Source organism: Methylomonas sp. EFPC3 (assembly GCF_029643245.1).
Classification (GTDB): Bacteria; Pseudomonadota; Gammaproteobacteria; order Methylococcales; family Methylomonadaceae; genus Methylomonas; species Methylomonas koyamae_B.
In genome coordinates this window covers 56435-81569 of the sequence record NZ_CP116398.1, presented here as the reverse complement: position 1 = coordinate 81569, position 25135 = coordinate 56435, and the positions used below count along the sequence as shown (strand labels likewise).

Annotated in this window: 22 protein-coding genes; 11 read left to right on the top strand and 11 right to left on the bottom strand. The window is 57.9% G+C overall.

Annotated features, from left to right (window positions below; all coding sequences use genetic code 11):
- Nucleotides 1–65 precede the first annotated feature (65 nt).
- The 7 genes from folE2 to PL263_RS00355 all read left to right on the top strand — a co-directional run bounded on the left by folE2 (nt 66) and on the right by PL263_RS00355 (nt 7882).
- Complete coding sequence (gene folE2 / locus PL263_RS00385) at nt 66–851, top strand: GTP cyclohydrolase FolE2 (RefSeq protein WP_278211162.1); 786 nt, start codon at nt 66–68, stop codon at nt 849–851.
- A 203-nt stretch (nt 852–1054) separates the two neighbouring features.
- Entirely contained in the window at nt 1055–1762 is a 708-nt protein-coding gene (locus PL263_RS00380; protein ID WP_278211161.1) for a hypothetical protein, read from the top strand.
- 81 nt (nt 1763–1843) lie between these two features.
- Nucleotides 1844–4072 (top strand): TonB-dependent receptor, encoded by a 2229-nt coding sequence (locus tag PL263_RS00375; protein ID WP_278211160.1) that lies wholly within the window; start codon nt 1844–1846, stop codon nt 4070–4072.
- 51 nt (nt 4073–4123) lie between these two features.
- Nucleotides 4124–5413, top strand: coding sequence for a hypothetical protein (locus PL263_RS00370; RefSeq protein ID WP_278211159.1), 1290 nt, complete (start codon nt 4124–4126; stop codon nt 5411–5413).
- 26 nt (nt 5414–5439) lie between these two features.
- The gene (locus PL263_RS00365; RefSeq protein ID WP_278211158.1) at nt 5440–6435 is read left to right on the top strand and encodes a GTP-binding protein; all 996 of its coding nucleotides are present in this window, start codon (nt 5440–5442) and stop codon (nt 6433–6435) included.
- 188 nt (nt 6436–6623) lie between these two features.
- Nucleotides 6624–7178 (top strand): cyclin-dependent kinase inhibitor 3 family protein, encoded by a 555-nt coding sequence (locus PL263_RS00360; RefSeq protein WP_278211157.1) that lies wholly within the window; start codon nt 6624–6626, stop codon nt 7176–7178.
- Between the two features lie 8 nt (nt 7179–7186).
- Nucleotides 7187–7882, top strand: coding sequence for a hypothetical protein (locus PL263_RS00355; RefSeq protein WP_278211156.1), 696 nt, complete (start codon nt 7187–7189; stop codon nt 7880–7882).
- A 43-nt stretch (nt 7883–7925) separates the two neighbouring features.
- Here the strand turns inward: PL263_RS00355 and PL263_RS00350 are convergent, their stop codons facing one another.
- On the bottom strand, nt 7926–8120 hold the full coding sequence (locus PL263_RS00350; RefSeq protein ID WP_278211155.1) for a hypothetical protein: 195 nt from the start codon (nt 8118–8120) through the stop codon (nt 7926–7928).
- Nucleotides 8121–8378: 258 nt separating this feature from the next.
- On the opposite strand from PL263_RS00350, the gene PL263_RS00345 reads away from it, so the two are divergent.
- On the top strand, nt 8379–9992 hold the full coding sequence (locus tag PL263_RS00345) for a DUF4435 domain-containing protein (protein ID WP_278211154.1): 1614 nt from the start codon (nt 8379–8381) through the stop codon (nt 9990–9992).
- Nucleotides 9993–10206: 214 nt separating this feature from the next.
- Here the strand turns inward: PL263_RS00345 and PL263_RS00340 are convergent, their stop codons facing one another.
- The 6 genes from PL263_RS00340 to PL263_RS00315 all read right to left on the bottom strand — a co-directional run bounded on the left by PL263_RS00340 (nt 10207) and on the right by PL263_RS00315 (nt 16840).
- On the bottom strand, nt 10207–13272 hold the full coding sequence (locus tag PL263_RS00340) for a DUF3857 domain-containing protein (RefSeq protein ID WP_278211153.1): 3066 nt from the start codon (nt 13270–13272) through the stop codon (nt 10207–10209).
- A 232-nt stretch (nt 13273–13504) separates the two neighbouring features.
- A complete protein-coding gene (gene blaOXA, locus PL263_RS00335; RefSeq protein ID WP_278211151.1) occupies nt 13505–14299 on the bottom strand; it encodes a class D beta-lactamase in 795 nt (264 codons plus the stop codon).
- 52 nt (nt 14300–14351) lie between these two features.
- Complete coding sequence (locus tag PL263_RS00330) at nt 14352–14870, bottom strand: transposase (RefSeq protein WP_278211150.1); 519 nt, start codon at nt 14868–14870, stop codon at nt 14352–14354.
- A 157-nt stretch (nt 14871–15027) separates the two neighbouring features.
- A complete protein-coding gene (locus PL263_RS00325; RefSeq protein WP_278211149.1) occupies nt 15028–15315 on the bottom strand; it encodes a DUF2442 domain-containing protein in 288 nt (95 codons plus the stop codon).
- Nucleotides 15312–15584: a DUF4160 domain-containing protein gene (locus tag PL263_RS00320; protein ID WP_278211148.1), complete on the bottom strand. Its 273-nt coding sequence runs from the start codon at nt 15582–15584 to the stop codon at nt 15312–15314. Before PL263_RS00320 ends, PL263_RS00325 begins: the two co-directional genes overlap by 4 nt.
- 299 nt (nt 15585–15883) lie before the next feature.
- Nucleotides 15884–16840 (bottom strand): hypothetical protein, encoded by a 957-nt coding sequence (locus PL263_RS00315; RefSeq protein ID WP_278211147.1) that lies wholly within the window; start codon nt 16838–16840, stop codon nt 15884–15886.
- 202 nt (nt 16841–17042) lie between these two features.
- Here PL263_RS00315 and PL263_RS00310 point away from each other — a divergent pair, with 202 nt between their 5' ends.
- Nucleotides 17043–17711 (top strand): Crp/Fnr family transcriptional regulator, encoded by a 669-nt coding sequence (locus PL263_RS00310; protein WP_278211146.1) that lies wholly within the window; start codon nt 17043–17045, stop codon nt 17709–17711.
- Here the strand turns inward: PL263_RS00310 and PL263_RS00305 are convergent.
- A complete protein-coding gene (locus tag PL263_RS00305; RefSeq protein ID WP_186289476.1) occupies nt 17708–17881 on the bottom strand; it encodes a hypothetical protein in 174 nt (57 codons plus the stop codon). The two genes, PL263_RS00310 and PL263_RS00305, sit on opposite strands and share 4 nt — an antisense overlap.
- A 132-nt stretch (nt 17882–18013) precedes the next feature.
- On the opposite strand from PL263_RS00305, the gene PL263_RS00300 reads away from it, so the two are divergent.
- Both PL263_RS00300 and bfr read left to right on the top strand, forming a co-directional pair.
- Complete coding sequence (locus PL263_RS00300; protein WP_278211144.1) at nt 18014–18994, top strand: GTP-binding protein; 981 nt, start codon at nt 18014–18016, stop codon at nt 18992–18994.
- A gap of 122 nt (nt 18995–19116) precedes the next feature.
- Nucleotides 19117–19584 carry a bacterioferritin gene (bfr, locus tag PL263_RS00295; protein WP_278211142.1) on the top strand — a complete coding sequence of 156 codons (468 nt, stop codon included), beginning with the start codon at nt 19117–19119 and terminating at the stop codon, nt 19582–19584.
- Nucleotides 19585–19718: 134 nt separating this feature from the next.
- On the opposite strand, the gene PL263_RS00290 is transcribed toward bfr, so the two are convergent.
- The 3 genes from PL263_RS00290 to PL263_RS00280 form a co-directional block, all read right to left on the bottom strand.
- Nucleotides 19719–22763 (bottom strand): PAS domain-containing hybrid sensor histidine kinase/response regulator, encoded by a 3045-nt coding sequence (locus tag PL263_RS00290; RefSeq protein WP_278211141.1) that lies wholly within the window; start codon nt 22761–22763, stop codon nt 19719–19721.
- Nucleotides 22764–22918: 155 nt separating this feature from the next.
- Nucleotides 22919–23812, bottom strand: a complete 894-nt coding sequence (locus PL263_RS00285) for a response regulator (RefSeq protein WP_140910998.1) — start codon at nt 23810–23812, stop codon at nt 22919–22921.
- 4 nt (nt 23813–23816) lie between these two features.
- Nucleotides 23817–24917 (bottom strand): two-component system response regulator, encoded by a 1101-nt coding sequence (locus PL263_RS00280; RefSeq protein ID WP_278211140.1) that lies wholly within the window; start codon nt 24915–24917, stop codon nt 23817–23819.
- Nucleotides 24918–25135 lie beyond the last annotated feature (218 nt).

The following is a 25135-nucleotide window of genomic DNA, read 5'->3' as shown; positions in this document are numbered from 1 at the left end:
CTGAGTTTCGCTTCGCTCTACCCAGCCTACAAAACGCCACAGAACCGTAACAGCCATTAAAACCCATGATCCCCATCGAAGACATCCAAGCCCGTGCCGACAGTCGCCGCATCGCCATCGACAAAGTCGGCATCAAAGACATCCTGCATCCGGTGCGGGTCAAAGACCGGAGCTGCGGCGAACAACATACCGTGGCTCGTTTTGATATGTACGTGAATCTGCCGCACGACTTCAAGGGCACCCACATGTCGCGCTTCGTGGAAATTTTGAATAGCCACGACCGGGAGATCAGCATTGCCTCGTTTCCGGTCATGTTGCAGGAAATGCTACAGCGACTGGAAGCCGAATCCGGCTATATCGACATGCGCTTTCCGTACTTCGTCGAAAAAGCCGCGCCGGTCAGCGGCGTACGCAGTCTGTTGGATTATCAGGTCAGCTTCATCGGCGAAATCGACAGCAACGGCTGCCGGATCAAAGTCAAAATCGTAGTGCCGGTCACCAGCCTGTGCCCCTGTTCCAAGGAAATTTCCGAGCGCGGCGCCCACAACCAGCGGTCGCATGTGACGATTACCGTGGCGGCCAGCGAATTTATCTGGCTTGAAGAGTTGATTGCGCTGGTCGAAGCCGAAGCCTCGTCGCCAATCTACGGCTTGCTGAAACGACCGGACGAAAAATACGTCACCGAATACGCCTACGACCACCCCAAATTCGTCGAAGATATGGTGCGCGACGTCGCCGCCCGACTGGACGCCGACCCGCGCATCAACGCCTACACCGTGGAATCGGAAAACTTCGAGTCGATACACAACCATTCCGCGTATGCCCGCATCGAACGACTAACCCATCCTTAGCGCTAAGGACCACGGCTATGGCCGCTGCCGCGACATATCGGTTTATGGTTTGCTAATACTGAATTCGGCAAAGCACAAGATGAATTAAAGCAAATTCCCGATTGCATCGCATATCAGTAATGTTATATTGTTGCATCGTGAGACACCTCACACTTCCTCGTATTTTTTGTCAGGTTTTTATTTTTGTTTTAAGGAGATCGTTCATGCGTAATCAATGGATAGCACCAATTTTGGCACTGGGTTTGAGCTTGAATTTAACCGCGGCTTCGGCCGCCGACCAACACGACGGCGACATTCAGCCCTGGAAAGCCAATGGTCAAATCTTCGTCAACGGCGATTGGTTCGAAGCCGATTTCGGCGATTTGTCGGGCGGACTTTACCGCACCGACGATCCGGGCTACGACGCCAACACCGCATTGGGCGCCTTCGGTGCCGGCAACTGGTTATGGTTTAGCGGCCTGGGCAATTTGAAAGTCTGGGACGGCAGTATCTGGTCGAACTCGGCACCTAACGGCGAGCATATCGAAGTCTCCGATGCCTTGGGTAACGTCACCACGTTCACCACATCCGGCGTGCAAAACGGCCCCGGCGTGATCGGCCAATTCGGCAATACCGGCGACATCCACGAACACCTGGACATGGCCATCCGCAACGCTTCCAATGCCCTGGGAGGCAGCGTCGGCGCCTACTGGATCACCCTGCAATTGTTCGAAACGCTCCCGAACAGCACCACACCGGTCTCGGCCGCATCCACACCGTTCCATATCGTATTCAACCGCGGACTGGCGCACGACGCCTTCGAAACGGCCGTATCGGCTGCCGCAGCAGTACCTCTGCCCGGCGCGGCTTGGCTGTTCGCTCCGGCAATCGCCGGCCTGGTGGGTTTCGGCCGCCGCAAATCGGCCGCGTGAACCAAGCAAACACGCAGCAGCGTTGTCGGGCTATGCAAGCCCGGCAACGCGTTTGCGACATGGAACAATGCAACAATCTCGATGAAAGCACACGCTTTAGGACTACTGTGGCTGGCGGCATCCGCTGCATTGCCGGCCGCGGCAACGGACACACCGGATCCGGTCTCGGCCGCTGCGGCAGAACCGGAAACGGAATTGGAGGCATTAGAAGTCACTGCCGACGCCCCCAAACAACGCATCACGCCCAGCTTCAGCTCGATTAAAGGCGACGCGCTCAAATTGCAGCAAGCCGACAATCTGGGCCAAACCCTGCAAAACCAAATGGGCGTGGCCAACGCCTCGTTCGGCCCCGGCGTCGGCCTGCCGGTGATTCGCGGCCTGACCGGTTCGCGGGTCAGAATCATGCAGGACGGCATCGGCAGCCACGACGCATCGTTTCTCAGCCCCGACCACGCCAGCGCCATCGAGCCGCTGTTCGCCGAACAAATCGAGGTCGCGCGCGGCGCCGACACCATCCGCTACGGCGGCAACGCCATCGGCGGCATGGTCAACGTCAAGGACAACCGCATCCCCGAGCGGGTACCGGAACGCTTGCTGCAAGGCGCGCTGGAACAGCGCTTCGATACCAACGCCGACGGCACCAACGCCGGCTTCAAACTGGATTTGGGCCGGGACCAGCTCGCGTTCAAAATCGGCGGTTTTCACCGCAACCGCAACGACACCGAAATTCCCGGCGAAGCCATCGCCGCCGACGCGGTCCGCGAACAATTCGGCCTGAGCAAGATTCTGAACGCCCGCGGCACCATCCCCAATACCGACAGCGAGAGCGTCGGCGGTTTTCTGGGTGCCTCCTGGCTGGGCGATCACGGCATGGCCGGCATGTCGGTCGGCCACTTCACCAACCGCTACGGCATCCCGAAAGGCAGCCACGGCGTCGACGCGAGCAGCCTGGACGGTCTGGAACTGATCCTGCCGGACATCGACCCGGCCTTGCTGGAGCAGTTCGCCGACATTCTCAGCATGGAAGCCCTGAACCCTGACATTCGGATCGACATGCGCCAGACCCGCTACGACTTCAAAAGCGAATGGTACGAGCCGGTACGCGGCATCGACAAAGCCGCATTCCGCTACGGTCTGGTCGACTACATTCACACCGAATGGGAAGGCCGACTGCCGTTTACCACTTTCAACAATCAGGTTGGCGAGGGCCGCTTCGAGATCGAACACCATTTTCTGGAACCCTGGTCCGGCACCCTCGGCGCCCAATGGCAGGATCGCTATTTTTCGGCGCTGGGCGTAGAAACCTTCGTCCCGCCCACCAACGGCGACACGCTGGGCCTGTTCAGCCTGCAAAAACTGAAATTCGGCGAGTGGCAATTCGAACTGGGTTTGCGTACCGAACGCAGCCGTATCAATCCAACGGCGACGCAACTGGCCTTTCCGGCTCCACCGGGACAAGTGCCGATCTACTCGGCCGTGACCTTGCCGGACTCTTTGAATTTCCGCGCCGACTCGGTCTCGCTGACCACCAGTTGGCAAGCCACGACAGAAGCCACGCTGAGCCTGTCCTTGAGCCGCTCCAAGCGCTCGCCCGATATCCAGGAATTGCTGGCGCTGGGCCCGCACTTGTCGACCCGCAACTTCGAGATCGGCAATGTGCGTCTCGGCAACGAGACCTCTAATCTGGCCGACCTGGGCCTGGATTGGCATAGCCAAAGGCTGGCGGCAAAATTCAACGCCTACGCCAACTGGACCGAAAATTATATTTACCAGAAGCGCCAGCCCGAGGTTTTTTACAATTACCACGAAGCCCAGTTCTACCCGGCCTGCGTCAACCTGATCGAGTGTCTGCCGGTCTACGCCTACAACCAGCGCGACGCCTTATTCCTGGGGTACGAAGCCGAAGCCCAGACCACCCTGGCCGATACCCGCTTCGGCCAATTGAAGCTGACCCTGTTCTCCGATTTCGTCCGCGGCCGATTTGTCGATGATGACGTGCCGCGCCTGCCGCCGCTGCGGCTGGGCGCGGAAATCGGCTTCGGCGACCAGCGCTGGAATGCAGCACTACGTTACACCAGAGGCCAAATGCAAAACCGGCCGGGCAACGACGAGACCGCCACCCCAGGCTACCACTTGCTCAACGCCTCCGCCGATTACCACTGGCGCGGCCTGGAGCCGCTGGATCTGTGGCTGTTCGCCAAAGCCAACAACCTGCTCAACGAAGAAATCCGCAGCTCGGTCTCGTTTTTACGCAACTTCGCGCCGGAGCCGGGCCGCAGCGTCGTGCTCGGCTTCCGCGCCACGTTCTAGCGACAACACCCTTGTTTCAGTCAACCCTACCGCCATCCAGGAGTTAAACCCATGCCAGCTTCGATACAGCGATCATTCTTAACCACCCGCCCATGGCTCCCCGCTCTGCCCTTGCTGCTCGCTTTGTCCGCGCCGGCACAAGCGGTGCATCTGGACGTGGAAATCTGGGGCGACGGCAATGCGATGCAAGCCGGCTTCTGCCGCACGCCGGGCGCGGTCGGCTGCGATCTGGCGCAACTGGTCGCCGGCCTGAACTTGCCGCCGAACACGCTACCGATCGAAGGTGCCACCGGCCAAATGGTGTTTTTGAGCGATTTCCGCGACTTTTCCGGCGGCCCGAACAAAACCCCCAATCCCGGCTTCCAAGCCGTGCAAAACATGTTGAATCCGGCCGAACTGGTGCGCTACCGGGCCATCGGCAAATTGCGCTACTGGAGCACTGCCGCCGGCGCCTGGGCCGACGCGCCCGGCAACGTCCGCATCAAATTGGCCGGCGGTATCGATCCGGCCACGGTCATCACCGATTACAACCAATGCGGCGGCCAACTGTTCTGTTTCACACCCGGCAGCGGCCAGGAAAGCTTCACCTTCTTTACCGGTACCGGCATCGGCGGCAAAGCCGAAATGATCGTCGACGCCGCCAATAACCAGGGCAGCCTGCACACGCATTTAAACTTCTTTCTGGAAAGCGCGATCGGCGTGGCCGGCGGCCCGGTCGGCGCCTATTTGGTGGAGCTACAAGTCACCTCCAACCAGCGCAGCCAGGCCTCCGAACCGTTTTACGTGCTGTTCAACGCCGGCCTGAGCGCCGCCGACTATTCCGCCGCCCTGCTCGATCTGGTCGACACCCTGCCGCCGCCTCCGCCGCCGCAATTACTGCCAAAAGCCAATGCCGGCGCCGATCGGGTGATCCGCCTGAACAGCAGCGTCGGCCTGAACGGCAGCGCCAGCAGCGATCCGCAACCCGGCCCGAGTCCGCTCAGCTACGCCTGGCAGCAAACTCAAGGCCCGGCCGTGACCCTGGTTGGTGCCGCGACCGCGACGCCGAGCTTCCTGCCGCTTAAAACCGGCAATTACACCTTCAAACTGACGGTAAGCGACGGCGCCAATCCCGGCTATGACGAAGTCACCTTCAGCGTGCCGGCCTTGGGCGACATCGATCTGGACGGCGATATCGACCGGATCGACATCGCGCTGATTCTGGCCGCAGCCAGTAAAAGCCCGCAGGCGACCGCCAACGACGTCCGCGACCTGGACGGCAACGGCACCATCAACGTCCAGGACGGCAAGCTGGCCCAAGCCCGCTGCACCCTGCGCCTGTGCTACCCGACCCGCCGTTAACCACGCCCCTTGAACGGAGACTACCGATGTCCGCTACAGCCAAATTGAACTACCCGGTGCCGGTCACCATCCTCACCGGCTTTCTCGGCGCCGGCAAAACCACGCTGCTGAACCGCATCCTCACCGAACACCACGGCCGCCGTATCGCCGTGATCGAAAACGAATTCGGCGAAACCGGTATCGACAACGAACTGCTGGTACAAGCCGACGAGCAAATCGTGACCATGAACAACGGCTGCATCTGCTGCACCGTACGCGGTGACTTGGTGCGCATCCTCGGCGAATTGTCAGAGCGGCGTGAAACCGGCGACATTCACTTCGAGCGGGTCATCATCGAAACCACCGGTTTGGCCGATCCGGCACCGGTGGCGCAGACTTTCTTCATCGAAGCGGACATCGCCGAAAACTATAAATTGGATGCCATCGTCACCGTGGTCGATGCGGTGCATGCTCATCAACAATTGCAGGAACACCACGAAGCCCAGGAACAGGTCGGCTTTGCCGACCGCATCCTGTTGTCCAAAACCGATTTGCAGGAAGCCGAAGTGGTTGCCGATCTGGAAACCCGCTTGCGGGCGATGAACCCCAGGGCGCCGATCAAGCGCGTGCATTTCGGCGCCACCGAGCTGCACGACATCCTCGACATCGACGGCTTCAACCTGGACGACATTTTGAAAGTCGAACCGGATTTTCTGGAAGACGTCAGCCACGAACACGAAGACGACATCAGTTCGTTCGTGTTCCGCACCGCGCGCGAACTGGACGCCGCGCGCATCCTGGCCTTTCTGGACATCATGGTGCGCGACTACGGCAACGACCTGCTACGCTACAAAGGCATTTTGAACATTGCCGGCTGCGACAAAAAAGTCATCTACCAAGGCGTGCACATGCTGATGACCGAAAGCTTCGGCAGCCCTTGGCAGCCCGACGAAAACAAAGAATCGAATCTGGTTTTCATCGGCCGCAATTTGCCGCGGGAAGACATGTTGGCCGCGTTGGAATCTTGCCAAATACCGGCTTGACGGAACCACCACCGGAGCGCATGAAGGTTTAAAGCCAATGCTCTTAGGTTAGTCAGCCCGGCTGGAAAAATACCGCCAAGGATGGCGTATAACAGATTCCACACCCCTGTGAACGGGCGACCGCGAGCGCCGGCCCGGCGCCATGCTAAACTCGCAGCCAGAGCGTCGTTAACTCGTCAGGACCGAACATGACCACCGTGCGCACCAGCCATAGCCACCCTTTACAAATCGCCGAAGTGCGGGCCAGCCCGGCCCATGGCCGGATCGGCATTACCTTTTGTCCCGGCAAACACGACCGTTTCGCCCATACCGGCGCCTGGGAGCGCGACCTGGGCATCGATCTGGACGCCATCGCCGCCTGGGGCGCCAAGCTGGTGCTGACGCTGGTCGAACCGGCGGAATTGATCGCCCTGAAGGTGCCGCAATTGGGCCACGAAATCAAACGCCGCGGCATCGACTGGCGGCATCTGCCGATCGCCGACTTTTCGGTACCCAGCCACGATTTCGAACAGCAATGGGCAAGCCACGGCCGGGACATCCGCGACCTGTTGCGCAGCGGCGGCGACGTGCTGGTGCACTGCAAGGGCGGCCTGGGCCGGGCCGGCATGATCGCCGCCCGCCTGCTGGCGGAACTGGGCATGCCGCCGGACGCTGCGATTCAAACCGTGCGCGGCGCGCGTAAAGGCGCCATCGAAACCCCGGCGCAACTGGCCGTGGTCCGCCGCACCCTGCCCATTCCCTGAGCCGGCGCATGGCGATTAGCAGGGATTTGCCGGCCATCGACACCGCCGCGCTGCAGCGAGTGAGCGGACAACTGGGCAGCAACCCGGCCGGCATCTTTCAAGACCCAGCCGGCAAGCGTTACTACGTCAAAACCCTGGAGTCCCCGGCCCACGCCCGCAACGAATGGCTCGCCGCCCAGCTCTATCAACTGGCCGGCGCGCCGACTTTGACTTACGTCGCCACACGAGCACCGGACCAGATTGCCACCGAGTGGCTCGCACTCGCCAAGACCTGCGTCGCCCATCTCGATGCCGGCGAGCGCAGTCAGGCGCAACGCTGGTTCGGCGTCCACGCCTGGACCGCCAACTGGGACGCCGCCGGCTACCACGGCGACAACCAGGGCGTGGCCGCCGGCCGAGTGCTGACGCTGGACCTGGGCGGTGCACTGGCCTTCCGCGCCCAAGGCGACCCAAAAGGCAAAGCCTTCGGCGACCGGGTCGACGAAATCGATCAATTACGACAGGACAGCGGCAACCCGCACGCCGTCGCCCTGTTCGGCAGCATGACCCCGGCCGACATCGCCGCCGCTATCCGGGTGGTGACGGGGATTTCAGACGAATCGATATGCCAAACCGTCCTAGACCACGGCGGCACGCTCAACCTGGCGGAAAAACTGATCGCCCGCAAAGCGGATATGGCCGGGCGTTTGCCTGACTGGAATTGACGCGGCTAATTGAACGGGGCGTTAGCGAAATCCGCCGGCAATACTACAAGCTCGGATCGCCATCCGTATCGGATTCAGGAGCGTCGTCCCCAACCAACACCGTCCGGCCGTCCTGCCAAATCACCGCATAATGACCCAAGCGACGTTTGCGTTCCAAGGTTTGTTCGGCGGTTTGGCGTAGGCATTCGAGGATAGCGAGGGCGTCAGGCGGTATCTCAGGCTTGTCGGATGTGTTCATTGGTTATACTGATTCAAAAAATCTGGTTAGTATCAATTGAAGACGAATGGGAGAGAAATTTCCCAGGCCATGGATTATAAGTCCGCTTAGACTGGAAGCATCCCGTAGATTTTTACCGGTTCAAAAACGACATATCTAAATATAAATATCACATTTACTAAATAATCTTACTGTAGATACCAATTTACCAAAAAATATTCCGTTAACCATCTATTTTTGGCCATGTTATTCAAACCATTTTCGGGTAATTAATAAATAATGAAAAAACAAATTTCCTTCCCACAAAACAGAAGCGGAAAATCTCTAATCGAGTTCGCAAAAAGCATAATGGTCGTAGGCGCAAATGGCGCAGGCAAAACTAGGCTGGGAACACAGATAGAGTTTTCCCCACAATATCAGAATATAGTTCATCGCATTTCAGCTCAGAAATCACTAGCAATGCCAGATTCAACGACACCTAAATCTATAGACTTGGCAAGGTCGGAATTATGGACAGGAAACGAACGCGCTTTAGCCGAAAATAATTTCGCTGCATACAAACACGGGCATAGATGGCGAAACAAACCAGCAGTTGGCCTTCTTGATGATTATCACCAGTTGATGGTGTTTCTTTTTTCAGATCACACCGAAGAGAGTGCAAAATACCTCAACGCTTCGAGACTAACAACGGCCAGAGTAGAACCGCCAATTACAAAATTGGATGTGGTAAAGGAAATTTGGGAAAAAATACTCCCCCACAGGGAACTTAATATCAGAGGACTCTCGATTCAAACAAAAACAAAAGGTGAACAGGAGAGGTTTTATAACTCATCAGAAATGAGCGATGGAGAAAGAGTTATATTTTATCTTATAGGCCAATGTTTGGCTGCACCGCAAAAGGCAATAATCATTGTTGACGAACCAGAGCTACATCTCCATAAATCAATTCAAGCACCATTATGGGATCAGATAGAACAATCCAGGCCTGACTGCTCTTTCATATATCTGACTCACGATGTAGATTTTGCCTCCGCCATGGAGGAGTCGACAAAGGTGTGGTTAAAGTCTTTTGATGGCGATCATTGGGATTGGGAATTGATAAAGCCAGATGAAAATATCCCGGAGGAATTACTCTTAGAGGTATTGGGTAGCAGAAAACCCATCCTTTTTGTCGAAGGTATCTCCGGTAGCTTTGACACTGCCCTTTATGGAGCAATCCTAAGTAATTTCCTAGTAATACCGGTAGGCAGTTGCAGTCAGGTAATTCAATCCGTTAAGGCTTTAAAAGCAAATCCCCAGCTTCACCATCTAAATGTTTTTGGAATTATTGATCGAGACCGACGAGTCCCTGCGGAAATTCAGAAGTTGGAACAAGACTCGATCTTCGTCCTCTTGGTAGCGGAAGTAGAGAATTTATTTTGTACCAAAGAAGTTTTAGAGGTAGTTAGCAAACGTCTTGCGCGCGATGTAGATTCCGACTTCAGGGCGGTTTCTTCAGAGATATTCTCTAGGTTAAATCAGGAATTAGAAAATCAGGCTTCACTTCGCGCCGCGAGTGAAATCAAATATCAACTCAGCATGTTTGATGAAAAGGCAAAGGGCTCTGCGGCTTTAGCGGAAGCGTTACAGTCGCTTGCTAATGGCATAGACGTAGAGGCCATCTATTCTCAATCTCTTGCGGAATTAAATAAGGTTTTATCGACAAACGACTTTCAAGGACTCTTGACACTGTACAACCGCAAGTCACTATCTTCTCAGGCAAGTTCAGCACTTGGTCTTGCTAACGGAAGCCTCCCTGAGTTGGTTGTTCGGTTGGCTAAAGGCGAATGCCGTGAAGAATTAACAAGATCGCTTAAAAAGTACTTTGGCAACTTCGCATGTCATATAGTTTGACAATTCGTTACGTGGCAGTGTGTGCCCGAACAAGCACCAGTGTTTCCGGCAAGGTCTAACTCACCGGCAAAGTTAAGCATCGCGCGGTAGCCCCCCACCGTAAGTTGGGTACCATTCCGGCAGGGATATGGAAAATCTCGCCATCCTTGGCAACTAGCCTCCGGCATTCCCCGCCGGGATGACGTGCGTTTGTTAAATCAACACTACACTCCCATCACCTCACCAAGGTCGCCCGCTGTTCGTCGGTCATCAGGCGGGCGGCTTGTTGGCGGGCTTGGGCGGCGGCGGGGTCGCCCAGGGCTTCCAGGGTTACCGCGTAATTCAGCCACAGGTTACCGTGGGACGGAAATTTGCGGGTTGCCTGCTCCAGCACGGTTTGCGACTCGAGGTCGCGGCCGAGGCGATGCAGGAAAAAGCCGTAGCTCGACACCGCATCCGGATTGTCCGGCGCCAGCTCCACCCATTCTTTAAACGCCGGTTCGGCGCGCAGGTTGTCGTTGGCCATCGCCGCGGCGGTAGCCAAGGCCGCGGCGGCCATAGGCTGTTTCGGGAATTTTTCGCTGACGCCGATCGCAACCGTCAAGGCCTCGTCGTAACGGCGGCTTTCGATCAGCGCCCTGACATGCTTGTAGGCCAAATACGGGTCGCCCGGTTCGCGTTCGGCGGCGCGGCGGGCCGGGTCGATGGCGCGTTCGGGCCGGCCGGTTACTGAAAAATAGCGCGCCAAGGCGCTCTCCAGCGCCGCGCTGGACACGGGTTGCGCGGCAATCACGCCGGTAATCAGGCTATCCGCGCGCTCCCGCTCGCCGGCCAGCCACATCAGCCGCGCCAGACTATACAAAGCCTCGGGCTCCGCCGGATGCCGCGCCAACACGGTTTCCCAGGCAGTCCGCGCGCCGCCGAATTCACCCATCCGCTCCGAGATACGCGCCAAATCGGCGTATACCCGTTCCGGCGCGCCGGCCTGGCTTGCCAACCGTTTCAGCAATTCCAGCGCTTGCGGCAATTGGCCGCGCGCCTCGAATAACGCCGCCTGCAATTGCTCCGGCAGGATGTCGCCAGCCCGCAGGCTGCGTGCCTGTTCCAGCGCCTGCTCGGCTTCGGCGAAATGGCCGGTGCGGAGTGCGGCTTCGCTAAACATGATCTGAAAATCGAAATTGTTGCGGTAATTGGGCTGAACGGCGGCAGCCAAGGCGTAACCCTGGGTGAATTCGCTGCGTTTGATATGTTCGAAAGCTTTTGAACCCGCCGCTTCGATACCGCCGGCCTCGCGAACGATACTGTTATTCCCGGCATTACCGAGCCAGCCGGCCGCCAAGCCGCCGACCACGGCGAGAACCGGAAAAAAGCTCAGCGCGGCAGTCAGCGGTTTGAAAGCCGGGGTATGCACCAAAGCGCCGGCCCGTTCCAGCGCGACGGCGCGTTGCTGGCAGTAGCCCGGCCATTGTTCGGCGGCGATTTCCGCGGCGGTACTTTCCCAACGGTAATCGAAGCGGACTTCGCGCCGGCGCGACCGGATATCGACCCGATAACGAAAGCCCGGCCCTTCGTGGCGGAATGCGCCGGGTTTCTGCTTCTTCACCGTTTTGCCGCGGACGACGACGCTGTGGCAGACCCGCAGCGGATGGCGCAATTGGAAAGGCTGTGCGCGCTGCTGGTGCGGATCGATGGTTTCCACCGCCAAAAACAGGCCGTGGGCGCCGTAACTGAAAAAGTCGGGCGGTTTGCGTCCGGCCTGGCCCCAGGTCGGCAAGCCGTGGCGGCTGCGTAATGCGATGCGATTGCCGTCGCTGTCGTCGTCGAGCTGCAGGCTGTCCGGATTCGGTTGCAGTGCCGGGAAATTTTGCTGCAAGGCGTCGGCCCGATGTTTGGCAAATTGGCGTTGGCCTTGGTTAAGGATTGCCGCGCGAATGTCGTCGGCCAGCCAGCCGCTGGCCTCCAGCACTTGCTCGACGGCACCGTTAACCCCGCGCCGATCCAGTATGAAGGTTTCGGTCAAGGTCAATTCGGCGAGCGCCGCTGGCGGCAAGTCGAGTAAACCCGCCGTTGCCTGATCGATTTCCAGGCCGGCCGCGAACGGCGGCACGCTCAGGTTTGCCAGATCGCCGCCCTGGCCGACCACGGTCGGATCGGCGAAATAACGTTGGCCGTCCAGATCGAACATGACGATAACGTGGTTGAAACAGGCCGTGGACGGCATCAAGCGTTTGATGCCGTCGCGCCATGTGCTGGCGACCAATACCGGCCGTGCCGCGACGCCCAGCTCGCGCAGCAAGGCCACCAACAAGATCGATTTATCCTTGCAGTCGCCGAATCTCCGCCTCAACACCGTGCCGGCGCCGTTCGGCAACATGCCGGCGCCGTGGCCGAAATCGACGCTCAAATAGCGGATCTCGTTTTGGACGAAGTGCAACGCGGCCAGCGCGGCGTCGGCAGCGGTTTTTCCGGCGGCTAATCGCTCGGCTTCCGCAGCGATACTCGCCGAATCCTCGGTTGCAGCGTCAGCCCAAAGTTCGGCGAAAAAGGCCGAAACTTGGCCCCAGGTCTGCCAGACGGTGGCTTCCAATACAGGAAACGGCCAATGCCCACCCGGCACGTTGCCTTCGGCCTGAAACAGCGGCGGCCGCTCGAATTGCCAGGTGACGCGATCCGCTGCCACCGTCTCGGCCGGCGCCGCAACCGCGTCCGGCACCAGCAAGCGCCAGCGCAGGTCCTGGCCGAAATACGCCGTCAAGGCCAGATAATAAGTCGCCACCGGCACGCTCCAGGCCAGGAAATGCAGGGCCGTGAAACGCAGGCCCGGCAGCGGTTCCCGCGGCGACAGGGTCCAGGACAAGTCGATCACGTCACCGATCCGCACGTCTTCCAGCAACGCCACCAGCGAGACATAGCCTTTCAGCATTTGCTGTTCAAATTGCTGCTCGCGCTGCCTGAGCAGAAACGCCTCTTTGGCCACCGGCTCGCGCTTTTGCCAGGCGCCGTCGGCGGCCATGCGCCAGATCGCCAGCTCATGAAGTTGCAATCGCTGGGCGGCCGGATCGAACTCGACCACCACCTGGCTTTGGGTCTGCACCGCCGACAGCGAAGCCAGCAGCTTGACGGTGCGCGCAAAAATGGCCTGGCTGGCCACGTGGTGTTGTTCGTCGATCAGTAAATAACCGAAGCCGTGGCCCTCGCCGGGCCGCCAGGCCCAATCCACGGAACGCTGTTGCACCCAATCGGCCGGCGGCTGCACCGACCATTCGGCGTGTTCGATCGGCACGTGTTTACGTATCGACATGAAAGTCCTCTTCTCGTTATTTTATCCAATGGGCTGTTTGCTCGGTCCGCCGGGTTGTTCCGAGAACGCCAACCATAACGGCCCAAAGCAGCGGCGCCAAGCATGCGGTGAAAGCAGTCTAGTGTCAATCGTCGGTGCAGCCGCTGTTTAGGAACTTCGGCATGCACCGACGGGCTCGTTTTCAGCGGCGAAAGGTTGGATACCCGGCCACGCGTAACCGCTGGGTGGATGGCTAGTCGATGATACCCTTGGCTGCCAGAGCCGCGCGGGCCAGCTTTGGCCGGAGCGCCAAATCGTCCTTGCCGCGCAAATCGATGTTAAGCGCAAACAGCCAGACCTCGCCGCGGCTCTCGACGTAACCGACGTACCATCCGACTTGCGGATCGACGCGCGCCGCCCAGCCGGTTTTGGCCCACAACGCATAATCCGGAGTTTGCTCGGCCAGCATGATCTCGCGCAAGGTGTCGTAAGCAAATCCATCGAACGGCAGCGAGCGCCGAACCAGTTTGCGCAGAAATTCCAGCTGTTCCGCTGCGCTGATCCGTAACGAGCCGTCCAGCCAGAACTCGCTCAACCCGAACGGCTCGCGCAATTCGCCATATTCGGTTTGCCGCAAATAGTGGCGATAGGCATCGGCACCGACCCGCCGCGCCAAGTCCTGGTAACACCAAACGCAGGACACCTTGAACGCCGAGGCCAAAGTCTGGTCGCGGTTCCAGTCCGGAACATCGCGGATTTGTCCATCCCAGTGCAAAGTGTCGTCCTTGCCGGCAATCGCCCGTTCCTGCAGCGCAATCAGCGTGTTCAGGATTTTAAAGGTCGATGCGACCGGCAAGCGCCGGTTGGCGCGGGCGTCGTTGTGAACAAAAGTCCGGCCGGTCCGAACCGAGGAAATCACGACACTGCCATCCAGGCCTTGCTCGGCAAACAGCTTGGCCAAGACTGGGTCTTCGGCCTGAACCGGATCGGCTATGGAAACGGCCAACAACAGAATGGCAAGGCTGGTTTTGAGTATTTGGGTTGGCATGATTTCAATGGGTTTTGGTCGACGGGAATCGCTAGGGCGTGGCGGCAGCCGGTTATTCGCGGTCGAAATCCGCGCTAGCGGGGATACCACCATCGCCCCAATTTAGCGGATACCAACCGCTGGCGACGAAATGACGGAAGGAACTGTGCGGCCAACTCGCCGGCGCATCTGCCAATCCGTGCTTGACCGGATTGTAGTGAATGTAATCCAGGTGGCGATGAAAATCGGCTTCGTCGCGGATGCAATGTTCGAAAAAACGCGGCTGCCAGACCGTTTTGGTGCCATCGCTTCTGACCGGAACCGAGAGCTGGCGAGAGAAGGCGGTTTTAACCATTTGCCAGCGTGTCGAATAATCGGCATCGCCGTCCGGTAATTGCCAAATACTGTGTAAGTGGTCCGGCAAGACGACCGCAGCAGTTAACTCGAACGGCCGCTTGGCCTTCACAATTTTAAACGCTTGCCGAAGCCATGCCACATTTCGCTCGTCAGCAAAAATCGGTTGCCGCCGGTAAGTCACCACCGTGAAAAAATAGCAGCCACCGGGTATGTAAACGCGTCGATAATCGCTCATCGGCCTTTCCGAGCTTCCGGAGGGGGTAAATCATTCCAAACATTGTAGGCCGGAATAAGCGCAGCGTTTCCGGCGAAATCCACGAGCACGGCGTATCTGGCAAATTTAAAAACTTGCCGGAAACGCTTCGCTTATTCCGGCCTACAGGGCTTAGCGATTAGCTCAACGGGGCGTCAACGGAGTTCACTGGAGCATTTTGTTGGGCGTGATCAGTATGGATGATTACCCAACGTGATTGAATAGTGTCTGCGGAAAGGTCTGCACCGCAATCCCATTCAATAAAGTACTTACCGTTATGAATTCGTTCAAACTCGGCTTTATCTTTCAATGGAGCGAAAGCTTCGGATTCAAGATAGGGCTTTACATCGAATAAACCAGTTTTGCCATCTTCGGCCTTGATGTACAGCGTGTAGTTTTCTTTAGCGATTATCTCAGAGATATTCATTGGTCAAGCCCTCGAATTGGAAATGGTTTTTTGCCATTGACAGCCAATTGCCAATCGGCCAGCAAATCCTCTTGGTGTATTTCAATCCATGCAACAACTAACTTGTGTCTTTTCGCTGGAAGTTCACCGGCCAAGACGGTTCCATCGAGAATCGAGTAAACGGCTACTTGCCCTTGATATTCTGCATGAATATGCGGCATGTTGTGCTTATCCGTGTCATAGAAAAACATTCGAATAAGGATGCCGTAGAACATTGAAATTGTAGGCATTACAACGATTTCTCCTCGTGTACCCAACGTGGAAGTGAGCGGCCTGTCCGGCTCTTCGCGTTTTGGTTTCTTTCTTTTGGCCAAGCAAAAAAAGAAACTCGGCTTTCGGGCCGAAACCCGACATTTAAACTAGCCTTCGCTGCAGAGAAACCATTAAAACAAAAAGCGTTTAAAACGAGCGGACGCCTTTCTACTCTATCGATGCGCTTCACGTTGTTCAGCACATCCTATGGTCCTAGGTGGAGTGGGGAGGGCGAGAGAGAAACTCGCCCTTACCCGATTAGGCAAATACGTTATTCCTAATTCAGCTGAACCGCTGGCGCGTTCCACCTTACGGGTTTCAGACCCAACAAGCCCAAGCCAGAGAGAAAAAGGAAAATTGAAGCAGGAACCGGTACCGGGGCCGTAAGATCTATGCCGGGCTCAGACTGGATGGCCCATCCCTTTACAACATGACCATTGCTGTCCAATATGTTTGAAATCCCGCCCCAATTAACCGTATGGTGAAAATTTACTTCCGCCAGCGAGCCTACAGTGCTATAGCTTTCCGCGACTGCGGTAGCATCTGCTGAAGCCCATAGTTCCATGCTAAAGTTATTAACATATCCAAATCGAACCGGTATGGATAAGGTGAGCGTCCCTGGTATTGTTGCGTAAGCGGATGATTGCCCACCGTAATTGCTTACTTCGTTACAAGCACCAGCAGCTGACCTACAGTTGTTATCTGCCGCAAGCCCCGTTGCCCATAAAAGTGCATAGGCACGGTTATCAGCTGTACCAAATTGAGAAGCCCCGCCCGTCAGAATATTACCGGACACTAAAAGAGGAACAACCATAGTTCCATATTGACCAGTTAATCCTGGGGCATTTACTTCAAAATACCGAGTAAGACTGGCTTGACTAAATGCAGTACCACCCGTTCCATAGAAACCAGTTACGCCATTTGCAGCTGTCACATGGACATTTGCCGACGCGCCAATCGATAGACGACTAGCAAAAGCAAATGCGTCTGCGGTCAACTTTACTGAATGAATAGTGTCTCCGTACCGATTACGTTCAACAACTTCATCCCCTGCAAAAACACTGTCTGCAATACCCAGACTTCCAGTTCCCGATTGGGAACTGGAGTCACTGTTGTGATAAGCATTAACCCGCATGGATATAGATTGGGAACCTAACGGAATAATTGCCCCGTAGGCAGTCTGCGCAACCATCATTGTCGAACAGATTAATAAAGCTTTGTTGACGCTGTTCATGTTAATTCTCCACTGTGGGGTTGCCCACCTACCTAACTAGTAATCAAAAAGTTCCGTATATCACTCATTCCGAGCTGAAATACAACCCGGCCCATTCTAACAAACATCTCCATCCCCGGTTAAATCTCGCCAAACTACCAAACTCCATCGGCTACCCCAGACACCGTATAATCCCAAAATGCAATAACCACCCGACACCCCCATGCTCAAACACGCCAACGCCTGGAAAGACCAGTTCCCGGAATTCGCCTGCTGTGGCGACGCGGTGGTGGCGCAATTGATGGCGGCGGCGACGCTGGTGACGGTACCGGCCGGGCAGCAGGTGTTTTATCCGGGCCAGGCTTGCGAGAATTATTTATTGCTGCTGTCCGGCAGCGTCAAGGCGCAGATTTTGTCGGCGGACGGCCGCGAGGTGTTGTTGTACCGGGTGTTGCCGGGCGATTCCTGTGTGCTGACCACCTCCTGCCTGCTCGGCGATAGCGCTTATCCGGCGGAGGGTTATACCGAATCCGACATCAGCGCGTTCGCGATTCCGGCCCACGTATTCCACCGCTGTTTGCAGCAATCGGCGTTTTTCCGCGAGTTCGTATTTCGCAATTTTTCGGGGCGTCTGGCCGACGTGATCAAACGCATGGCGGCCTTGAGTTTCGCCAGTATCGACCAGCGGCTGGCGCAAACGCTGTTGGCGGAAAAGACTAATCCGATCCGGAAAACCCACCAGGAACTGGCGCTGGAATTGGGCTCGGTGCGGGAAGTGGTGTCCAGGCATTTGAAGCGTTTCGAAAGCCTGGGCTGGCTGAATTTAAGCCGCGGCAGCATCGAAATCGTCGACGCCGCCGCGTTACGCGACATGCTGTCCGCCGGCGATTAGTCGTCGCGCTGTTGGCGCTGCTCGTTACCGACCAACTGGATAAAAATGAAGCCGAGGATAAAGCCCAAGCCCGCCGCCAGCATCAGCGGCAATGCAAACGGGATGTCGTGCGGATCGCGCAGATTCATCTGCAGGATGTTCGAAGCAAAACCGAAAATGAGTTCTTTCATAACCGATACCTACCGTCTTGTTGTTAGAGTTGCCCTATTCGACCGGCTCAGCCGGCCGCAAGGCGGTTACAATGTAACGCCGGCCGGCCACTGACTCAGTGACTAAGTCACCAACCTCGGAACCCAAACGATTTGCTTAAACCTGCAACCAACGCCCCTCTTCCCAAAATCCCGGTCGTGTTGATTACCGGCTTCCTCGGCAGCGGCAAGACGACCTTGCTGAACCGCTTGCTGGCAGACGGTATCAACACCGCGGTGGTGATCAACGAATTCGGCGCCGAGCCGGTCGACCAGGATTTGCTGCAACGCCAGGACACGCCGCTGACGGTGCTGTCCGGCGGCTGTTTGTGCTGCCAGGTAAAAGGCGCGCTGGCGCCAACCTTGAAAAATTTACGGATGGCCTGGGACGCCGCGCCAGACAAACCGTTCGCCCGCGTCGTGATCGAAACCAGCGGCGTCGCCAGCCCGGCGCCGATTCTGGATACCCTGTTGCGCGAGCGCTGGCTGGCCGGCCGTTACCGGCTGCAGGCTGTGCTGGCGACGCTGGCGATCCCGTCGGCGATCCAACAAATCGAACGTTTTCCGGAAGCCGCGGCCCAGGTCGCATGGGCGGACCGATTGCTGCTGACGCATGCCGATCTGGCCGCTGCCGGGCAACGAGATGCGTTGGCGCAACGCCTGCGTACATTGGCCCCGGCGACGCCGACTCTGACCTTGCAACCGGGTACGGACCTTCCGGCGGAGATACTCGGCCTGGACACGCCGCAATTGCGGCGTTTACCGGGCGCCGCGCCGATTGCGCACGGCTTCAACAGCCTGTCCGTGGCCTTGGCAGCTGCGCCGGCCTGGTCAAGGTTGGCATCCATCCTCAGTTCACTGCTCGCCGGCCACCCCGAATTGCTGCGTATCAAAGGCGTGGTTTATCTCGCCGACCGTGCGGAGCCGGTTGCGGTGCAGGCGGCCGGGGAGCGCTTGTATCCGCCCCAGGTGTTGCCAGCGCGCGATGACGGCGACCACTACGGGCGCCTGGTATTCATCGCCGACGGGAATACCGACGCGTTAGCGGAAGATCTGAGCAAAGCTTTCGGCACGGAAACCGGCACGAGGATCTAGCGCTGATCCCGCCCAACCCGGCGCTGCGGGCGGGTTTTACGACGAAAACCGGATACGGGGCTAGGTTATTTGTATTACCATAGCAGGCAGCGTAATTGCAGACATTCAGCGGGAGGCAGACCATGCAAGGCGACAAACAAGTCATTAGCTACTTGAACGAATTACTGGCCGGCGAATTGACGGCCATCGACCAATATTTCATCCATTCGCGGATGTACCAAAACTGGGGCCTGGAAAAGCTGTACGAACGCATCAACCACGAAGTCCAGGACGAAACCAACCACGCCGACGCGCTGATCAAGCGGATTCTGTTTCTGGAAGGCACGCCGGATTTATCGAAACGCGAACCGCTGGCGGTGGGCGCCACGGTGCCGGACATGTTGAAAAACGATCTGGCGGTCGAGTTAAAAGTGGTGGCCGATTTGCGTAAGGTCATGGCCTATTGCGAAAGCGTCCGCGACTACCAGACCCGGGAAATTTTGAAAGTGATGCTGGACGATACCGAAATCGACCACGCCCACTGGCTGGAAAAACAACTGGGTTTGATCGAAATGGTCGGTTTGGAAAACTATCTGCAATCGCAGATTTAACCGCACTCGCAACGCACTCAGCCGGCTTGCGGTTCGACCAGCCCGCCATCAAGGGCGGTCGACCGTTTCAGCTCCCCTGACCGACGCGTGTTAAAACAGGCGTTATGGCCCGCCCGGCCGCCGGATTACCGCAGTTACAGCGGGCCGGATTCCCCGCCCAGGCCGGAATTTCCGGTCGCCTTATTCAGCAATGCCAACGCCGCTACGAAATTGAAGCCGTCGATTTGCCGGCTAAATTCGGCGTAATCCTGCCCCAACACCGCGGCCAAGGTTGCGGCGTACTTTTTGGCCAGACGGCAGGCCAGCGCGTTGTCCTCGCCCAGCAGATTCTGCAATTCGGCAATCGCGGCGTCGGCGCGAACGTCGGTAGCGGCATCTGCGTCGGCAATCGTCTCGGCTTCGCCCATGGCCTCGATTCCCGCCAACAACGGACTCAGTTCCTCTTCGCATAGTCGCACCAAATCCAGGCAGCCGGCCAGCTCGGTTTCCTCATGCAAGGCCTGATCCAGTCTGGCGGCCGCGGCGGCTACGCCAAAGGCCCCCAGTGTAGCGGCGACGCCTTTCAAGGCATGGGCCAAGGCCCGGGCTTCGGCCCGGCGTTGCTCCAGCAGCGCATCGACTATCCGTTTCGTATCGTCGCGATGAGCGTCTCGGAACATCCGCAACAGCCGCCGGTATTTTGCCCCGTCTCCTCTGACGACGGCCAGACCTTGCAGACTGTTCAAACCGGCAATCGCAATCGGCGCTTCCGATCGCTTGGCGTCCGCCGAGCATCCGGCAGACGGCAGCTCGGCAGCCGGCGCCGGGGTAACACCTCGCCCGAGCCAGTCCAACAACGCCCGATACAAGTCGTCGGGAACCACCGGCTTGACCACGAATCCGTTCATACCCGCGGCCAGACATTCCTGCCGGTCTTCATCGAACACGTTTGCCGTCATCGCCAAGATCGGCAACTTGGCAAATTCCGCCCGCTCCCGGATCAGTCGGGTCGCTTCCAAGCCGTCCATTGTCGGCATTTGCACGTCCATCAACACCAAATCGAACCGGTCGGCAAAGACTTTATCGACCGCAACCCGGCCGTTCTCGGCCGTAGTCACGGCCAGGCCCATCCCGTTCAGCAATTCCAGTGCGACTTCGCGATTGATAGGATTGTCTTCCACCAACAGAATACGGGCCCCCGGATGCTGGAGCTTCAAGGCGTCTTCCGCGCCACTGGGTTTGGCGACGCTACATTCGCCCTCCCCGTGTCCGCGCTGCAAGCGAGCCGTAAACCAAAACCGGCTGCCCTGTCCGGCGCAGCTGTCGGCACCGGCTTCTCCGCCCATCATCCACGCCAGACGCCGGGTAATGGCCAGCCCGAGGCCGGTACCGCCGAATTTGCGGGTGGTCGTGACGTCGGCCTGGGCAAAGGTTTCGAATAACATCGGCATTTTGTCCGCCGCGATCCCGATGCCGGAATCCTCGACCGCAAAACGCAAAGTCAAACCGTCCGCGTCTTCCGCCAACAACTCGGCCAGCAGCCGGATCTCGCCGCGCTCGGTAAATTTCACGGCATTACTGGCGTAATTCAACATGGCCTGCCGCAACCGGGTCGGGTCGCCGCGCAACCACTGCGGCACGCCATCCTGATCGATCACAAGCTTCACACCTTTGAGCCGGGCCTGATCGGCGATGAGCGAGCGCACATGGTCCAGCAGCGCCGGCAGCGAAAAATCGGTGTGTTCCAATTCCAAGCGGCCGGCTTCGATTTTGGACAAATCCAGGATGTCGTTGATTACCGCTAACAGATGCTGGGCCGCATTATCGATTTTATCCAAACGGTCGATCTGCTCGGCGTCGACGCGGCTTTGCCGCAATAGATAAGTCAGACCGATGATCGCATTCATCGGCGTGCGGATCTCGTGACTCATGTTGGCCAAAAACGCAGTCTTGGCCTGGTTGGCCGCGTCCGCCTGCGCCCTGGCCGCCGCCAACTCGGCAGTGCGGCTGGCCACCAATTCTTCCAGGTGATGGCGATGCCGGTCCAATTCCGCGCCGATCCGTTTTTTTTCGGTGATGTCTTCCTGCACCGAGACAAAATGGCTGACGCGGCCGTCGGGTTGGCGGATCGGTATCACGCTGACAAACTCGGTGTATTCCCGGCCGCGTCTGTCGCGGTTGATGAATTCGCCTTTCCAAACCCGGCCTTCTTGCAGCGTTCGCCACATTTCCCGGAATACCGCCCGCGGGGTTTTCCCGGATTGTAAGAACCGCGGGTTGGCGCCCAAGACGTCTTCGCGCTTGTAACCGGTTTGAGCCAGAAAAGCTTGATTGACGTACTCGATTTTACCGTCGGCGTTGGTGACGATGATGCCGGACGGATTCTGTTCGACGACCTGAGCCAGTTTCATCAAGTCTTGCTCCGCCGTTTTACGTTCGGTAATGTCAAGATTGACGCCGAACAAGCGGATCGGCTTGCCGTCCGCGTCGTACTGAGCCTGGCCGCGGCTGACCATCCAGCGGATTTCGCCGGAACGGTGCAAAAACCGGAACTCGATGTCGATCGGCAGATGTTGCATCACCCGCTCCCGCCATTGCGCCTCGATCAACGGCTGATCCTCGGGATGCACCCGCAGCAGCCAATCGGCATTGCTGCGTAAGTCGCCCGGTTCCAGCCCGTAAAGCCGGGTGCATTCCGGCGACCAATGGCACACGTCGTTGACCACGTCCCAATCCCAGATACCGACGTGCGCCCCCTCTTGCGCCATCCGCAGCCGTTGCTCGCTCTCGCGCAGAGCAATGCTGGCCAGCTCCGCCCGCTGCTGTGCCATCAAGGCTTCGTCCACCAAATTGGCCGCCTCGGCTCTGGCTTTTTGCAGCTCCCGGTTGCGGCGCCGTTGCAGCAGCAAGCCTGCCCAGCAAACCAACACCGCATTCGCCAGAAAAAGCCAGAAGGAAAGGCCGGCTTCGCCCGCCGCCGCCCCCGTTACCATAACGGCTGCGGCCGCCAGTGTTGCAACCACACCCGGCCCCGGCCCGCAAAACAGCGCGCAGGAAATGATCGGCAACATCAGCCACAGCAAACTGGCTGGCGTCTGCCCGGTGGCGGGAAAACCCTGGCTCACTGCAAACACCGCCGCAACTGCTGCCACGGCAAAGAGATAAGGGATGATCGTCCGGCTACGTTTGAGGCTGGACATGGGAATTCGCGCGGTAACCGAAGGGAAGAGAGCAGCGGACCGGCCCGAAAAATTGCGCGGTGCCGGCCGCCTCCGCGCGCGAAGCAAACCGTACAACAAGGCGACTGGAACGGGGCAGCATTGGTTTTAACCGGTCGAAACGTACCGATGCATCCTCATAACTTGAAACGGGCGATGGCGGTATTGCCGTTTCCGACATATTCCAGACTGTCGAAACTCAAATGCCGCGCCATCGCGATGCCGCGGCCGTGGATATCGAAAGCCCGTTCCGGAGAAAAGTCCAGGTATCCCGAGCAATCGAAGCCGCTGCCTTGATCGGTGATGGTGAAGCGCAATTCGTCGTCGCCGCGCAGGAAGCAGACCTCGGCGAAAAGTTGCCGATACTCGGGCAATTGCAGCCTGCGGTCGATTTCTTCGGTCCAGGTTCCCGCCAATACGAAACGGCCTTTTTCGGCGTAGGAAATTCCGAGGTTGCCGTGTTCGACGGCATTGATCAGCAGCTCTTGCAAGCCCTGCACCGCTCGCTCTGGCTCCGGGCAGATTCTGGCCAGATGAGTCGCCAACACCCGGGCGTCTTCCAAGGTCTGGAAGCTGAACCGGCCTTCGCGCATCAATACCAACGGCCGTTCCGCGCTGCGCAGGTTTTCCACCATTTCGCGCAACTCGCTACGCTGCTCCAACGCGGCATCGACAACGGCCAGCAACACCTCGGGCTGAAAGGGCTTGGTCAGATAGTAATAAGCGCCCTGGCTCAAGCCCTGCTGAATACTGTTTTTATCGCTACGGGCGGTTTCGATGATCACCGGGATGTCAGCCAACACCCGGTCGCTTTTAATCAAATTCAACAACTCGATGCCGTTCAGGCTAGGCAAGCCCCAATCCAGCAATACCAGATCGTAGGCAGCCGGATCGGCTTGCAACTTTTCCCAGGCATGCATGCCGTTACTGCAAAGGTCTATCCGATAACCTCGGGTCTGCAATATGCTTTCGATCACTATGGATATGATCTCTTCGTCTTCGACCAGCAATACGCTCGGTGCCGTGTTCATACCGCTACCTCTCCGGACCGTCAGGGTTGCGGCGGGCGATTTCGCAATAGAAATCGAAGTCCTCCAGGAATACCTCGGCCATGTCCGGGTCGAAATGGCGGCCACTGCCTTCGGCAATGATGATTTTGGCATCCGCCGGCGGCAACGGCGGCTTGTAGACTCGGCGGGAGATCAGGGAATCGAATACGTCGGCGATCGCCATGATGCGGGCCGAGACCGGAATATCGTCCCCCGCCAGACCGTCGGGATAACCGCTGCCGTCCCATTGTTCATGGTGCCAGTGGGCGATTTCCTTGGCCAGCACCAGGAATTCCACATTGGGGGTGGCGTCGCGTTCCGCCATTTCGATCGCATCGCTGCCTAATTTGGCGTGAGTTTTCATGATTTTCCACTCGTCGACTGTCAACGGCCCCGGTTTATGTAAGATCACGTCCGGAATGCCGACTTTGCCGATATCGTGTAGCGGGGCCGACCGGGCCAGCAAATCGACGTAGTGGTCGCTCAGGACTCCGGCAAAGCGCGGGTGGCTTTGCAAGGATTCGGCCAGATGCTGGACATAGGCCTGGGTGCGGAGGATGTGGTTTCCGGTTTCCGGATCGCGGATTTCCGCCAAATGGGCCAACGCCCTGATGGCGGTCTTTTGTATCAATTCGTTTTCCCGCATCCGTCTGGTCACCTCTGCTTCCAGATAGACGTTCTGATCGCTGAGCCAGTCGCGGGCCTGTTTCAATTCCAACTGGGTACGCACCCGCGCCAACACGATCTGCGGTAATATCGGCTTGGTGATGTAATCCACCGCGCCGGCATCCAAGCCGCGCAGTTCCGATTCCATACTGTCCATCGCCGTGACGAAAATCACCGGGATCTGACTCGTCGCCGGCTCGGCGCGCAGATTCTCGAACACTTGGTAGCCGTCCATCTCCGGCATCATCACGTCCAATAGGATCAGATCCGGATGCGGTGTGGTAGCGACCACTTGCAACGCGCGCGGCCCCGAAGTCGCCACTCTGACCCGGTATTGCGGCTGCAACAATTCGCTAAGCACGATGACGTTTTCCGGGGAATCGTCGACGACTAATATGGTCTGTATTTTTTTATTATGCATAGAGCGCTCTTCACGAAGTAACGGATCGGCAACGCTGCCGAAAATCAAACCTGTTACGAGACAATACTCGGGAAGACTGTCGAAATTTCTCTCTGATTCGAAGATGTACATTCCCGGAGTCGGCGCGGCGAAAAACGCGAACCCTTCGCAAACTTTACCGCCTCCATCCAGGGCGGCTTTGTCAGCAGTGAACGCCACCTAATTACTTTAGCTTATTT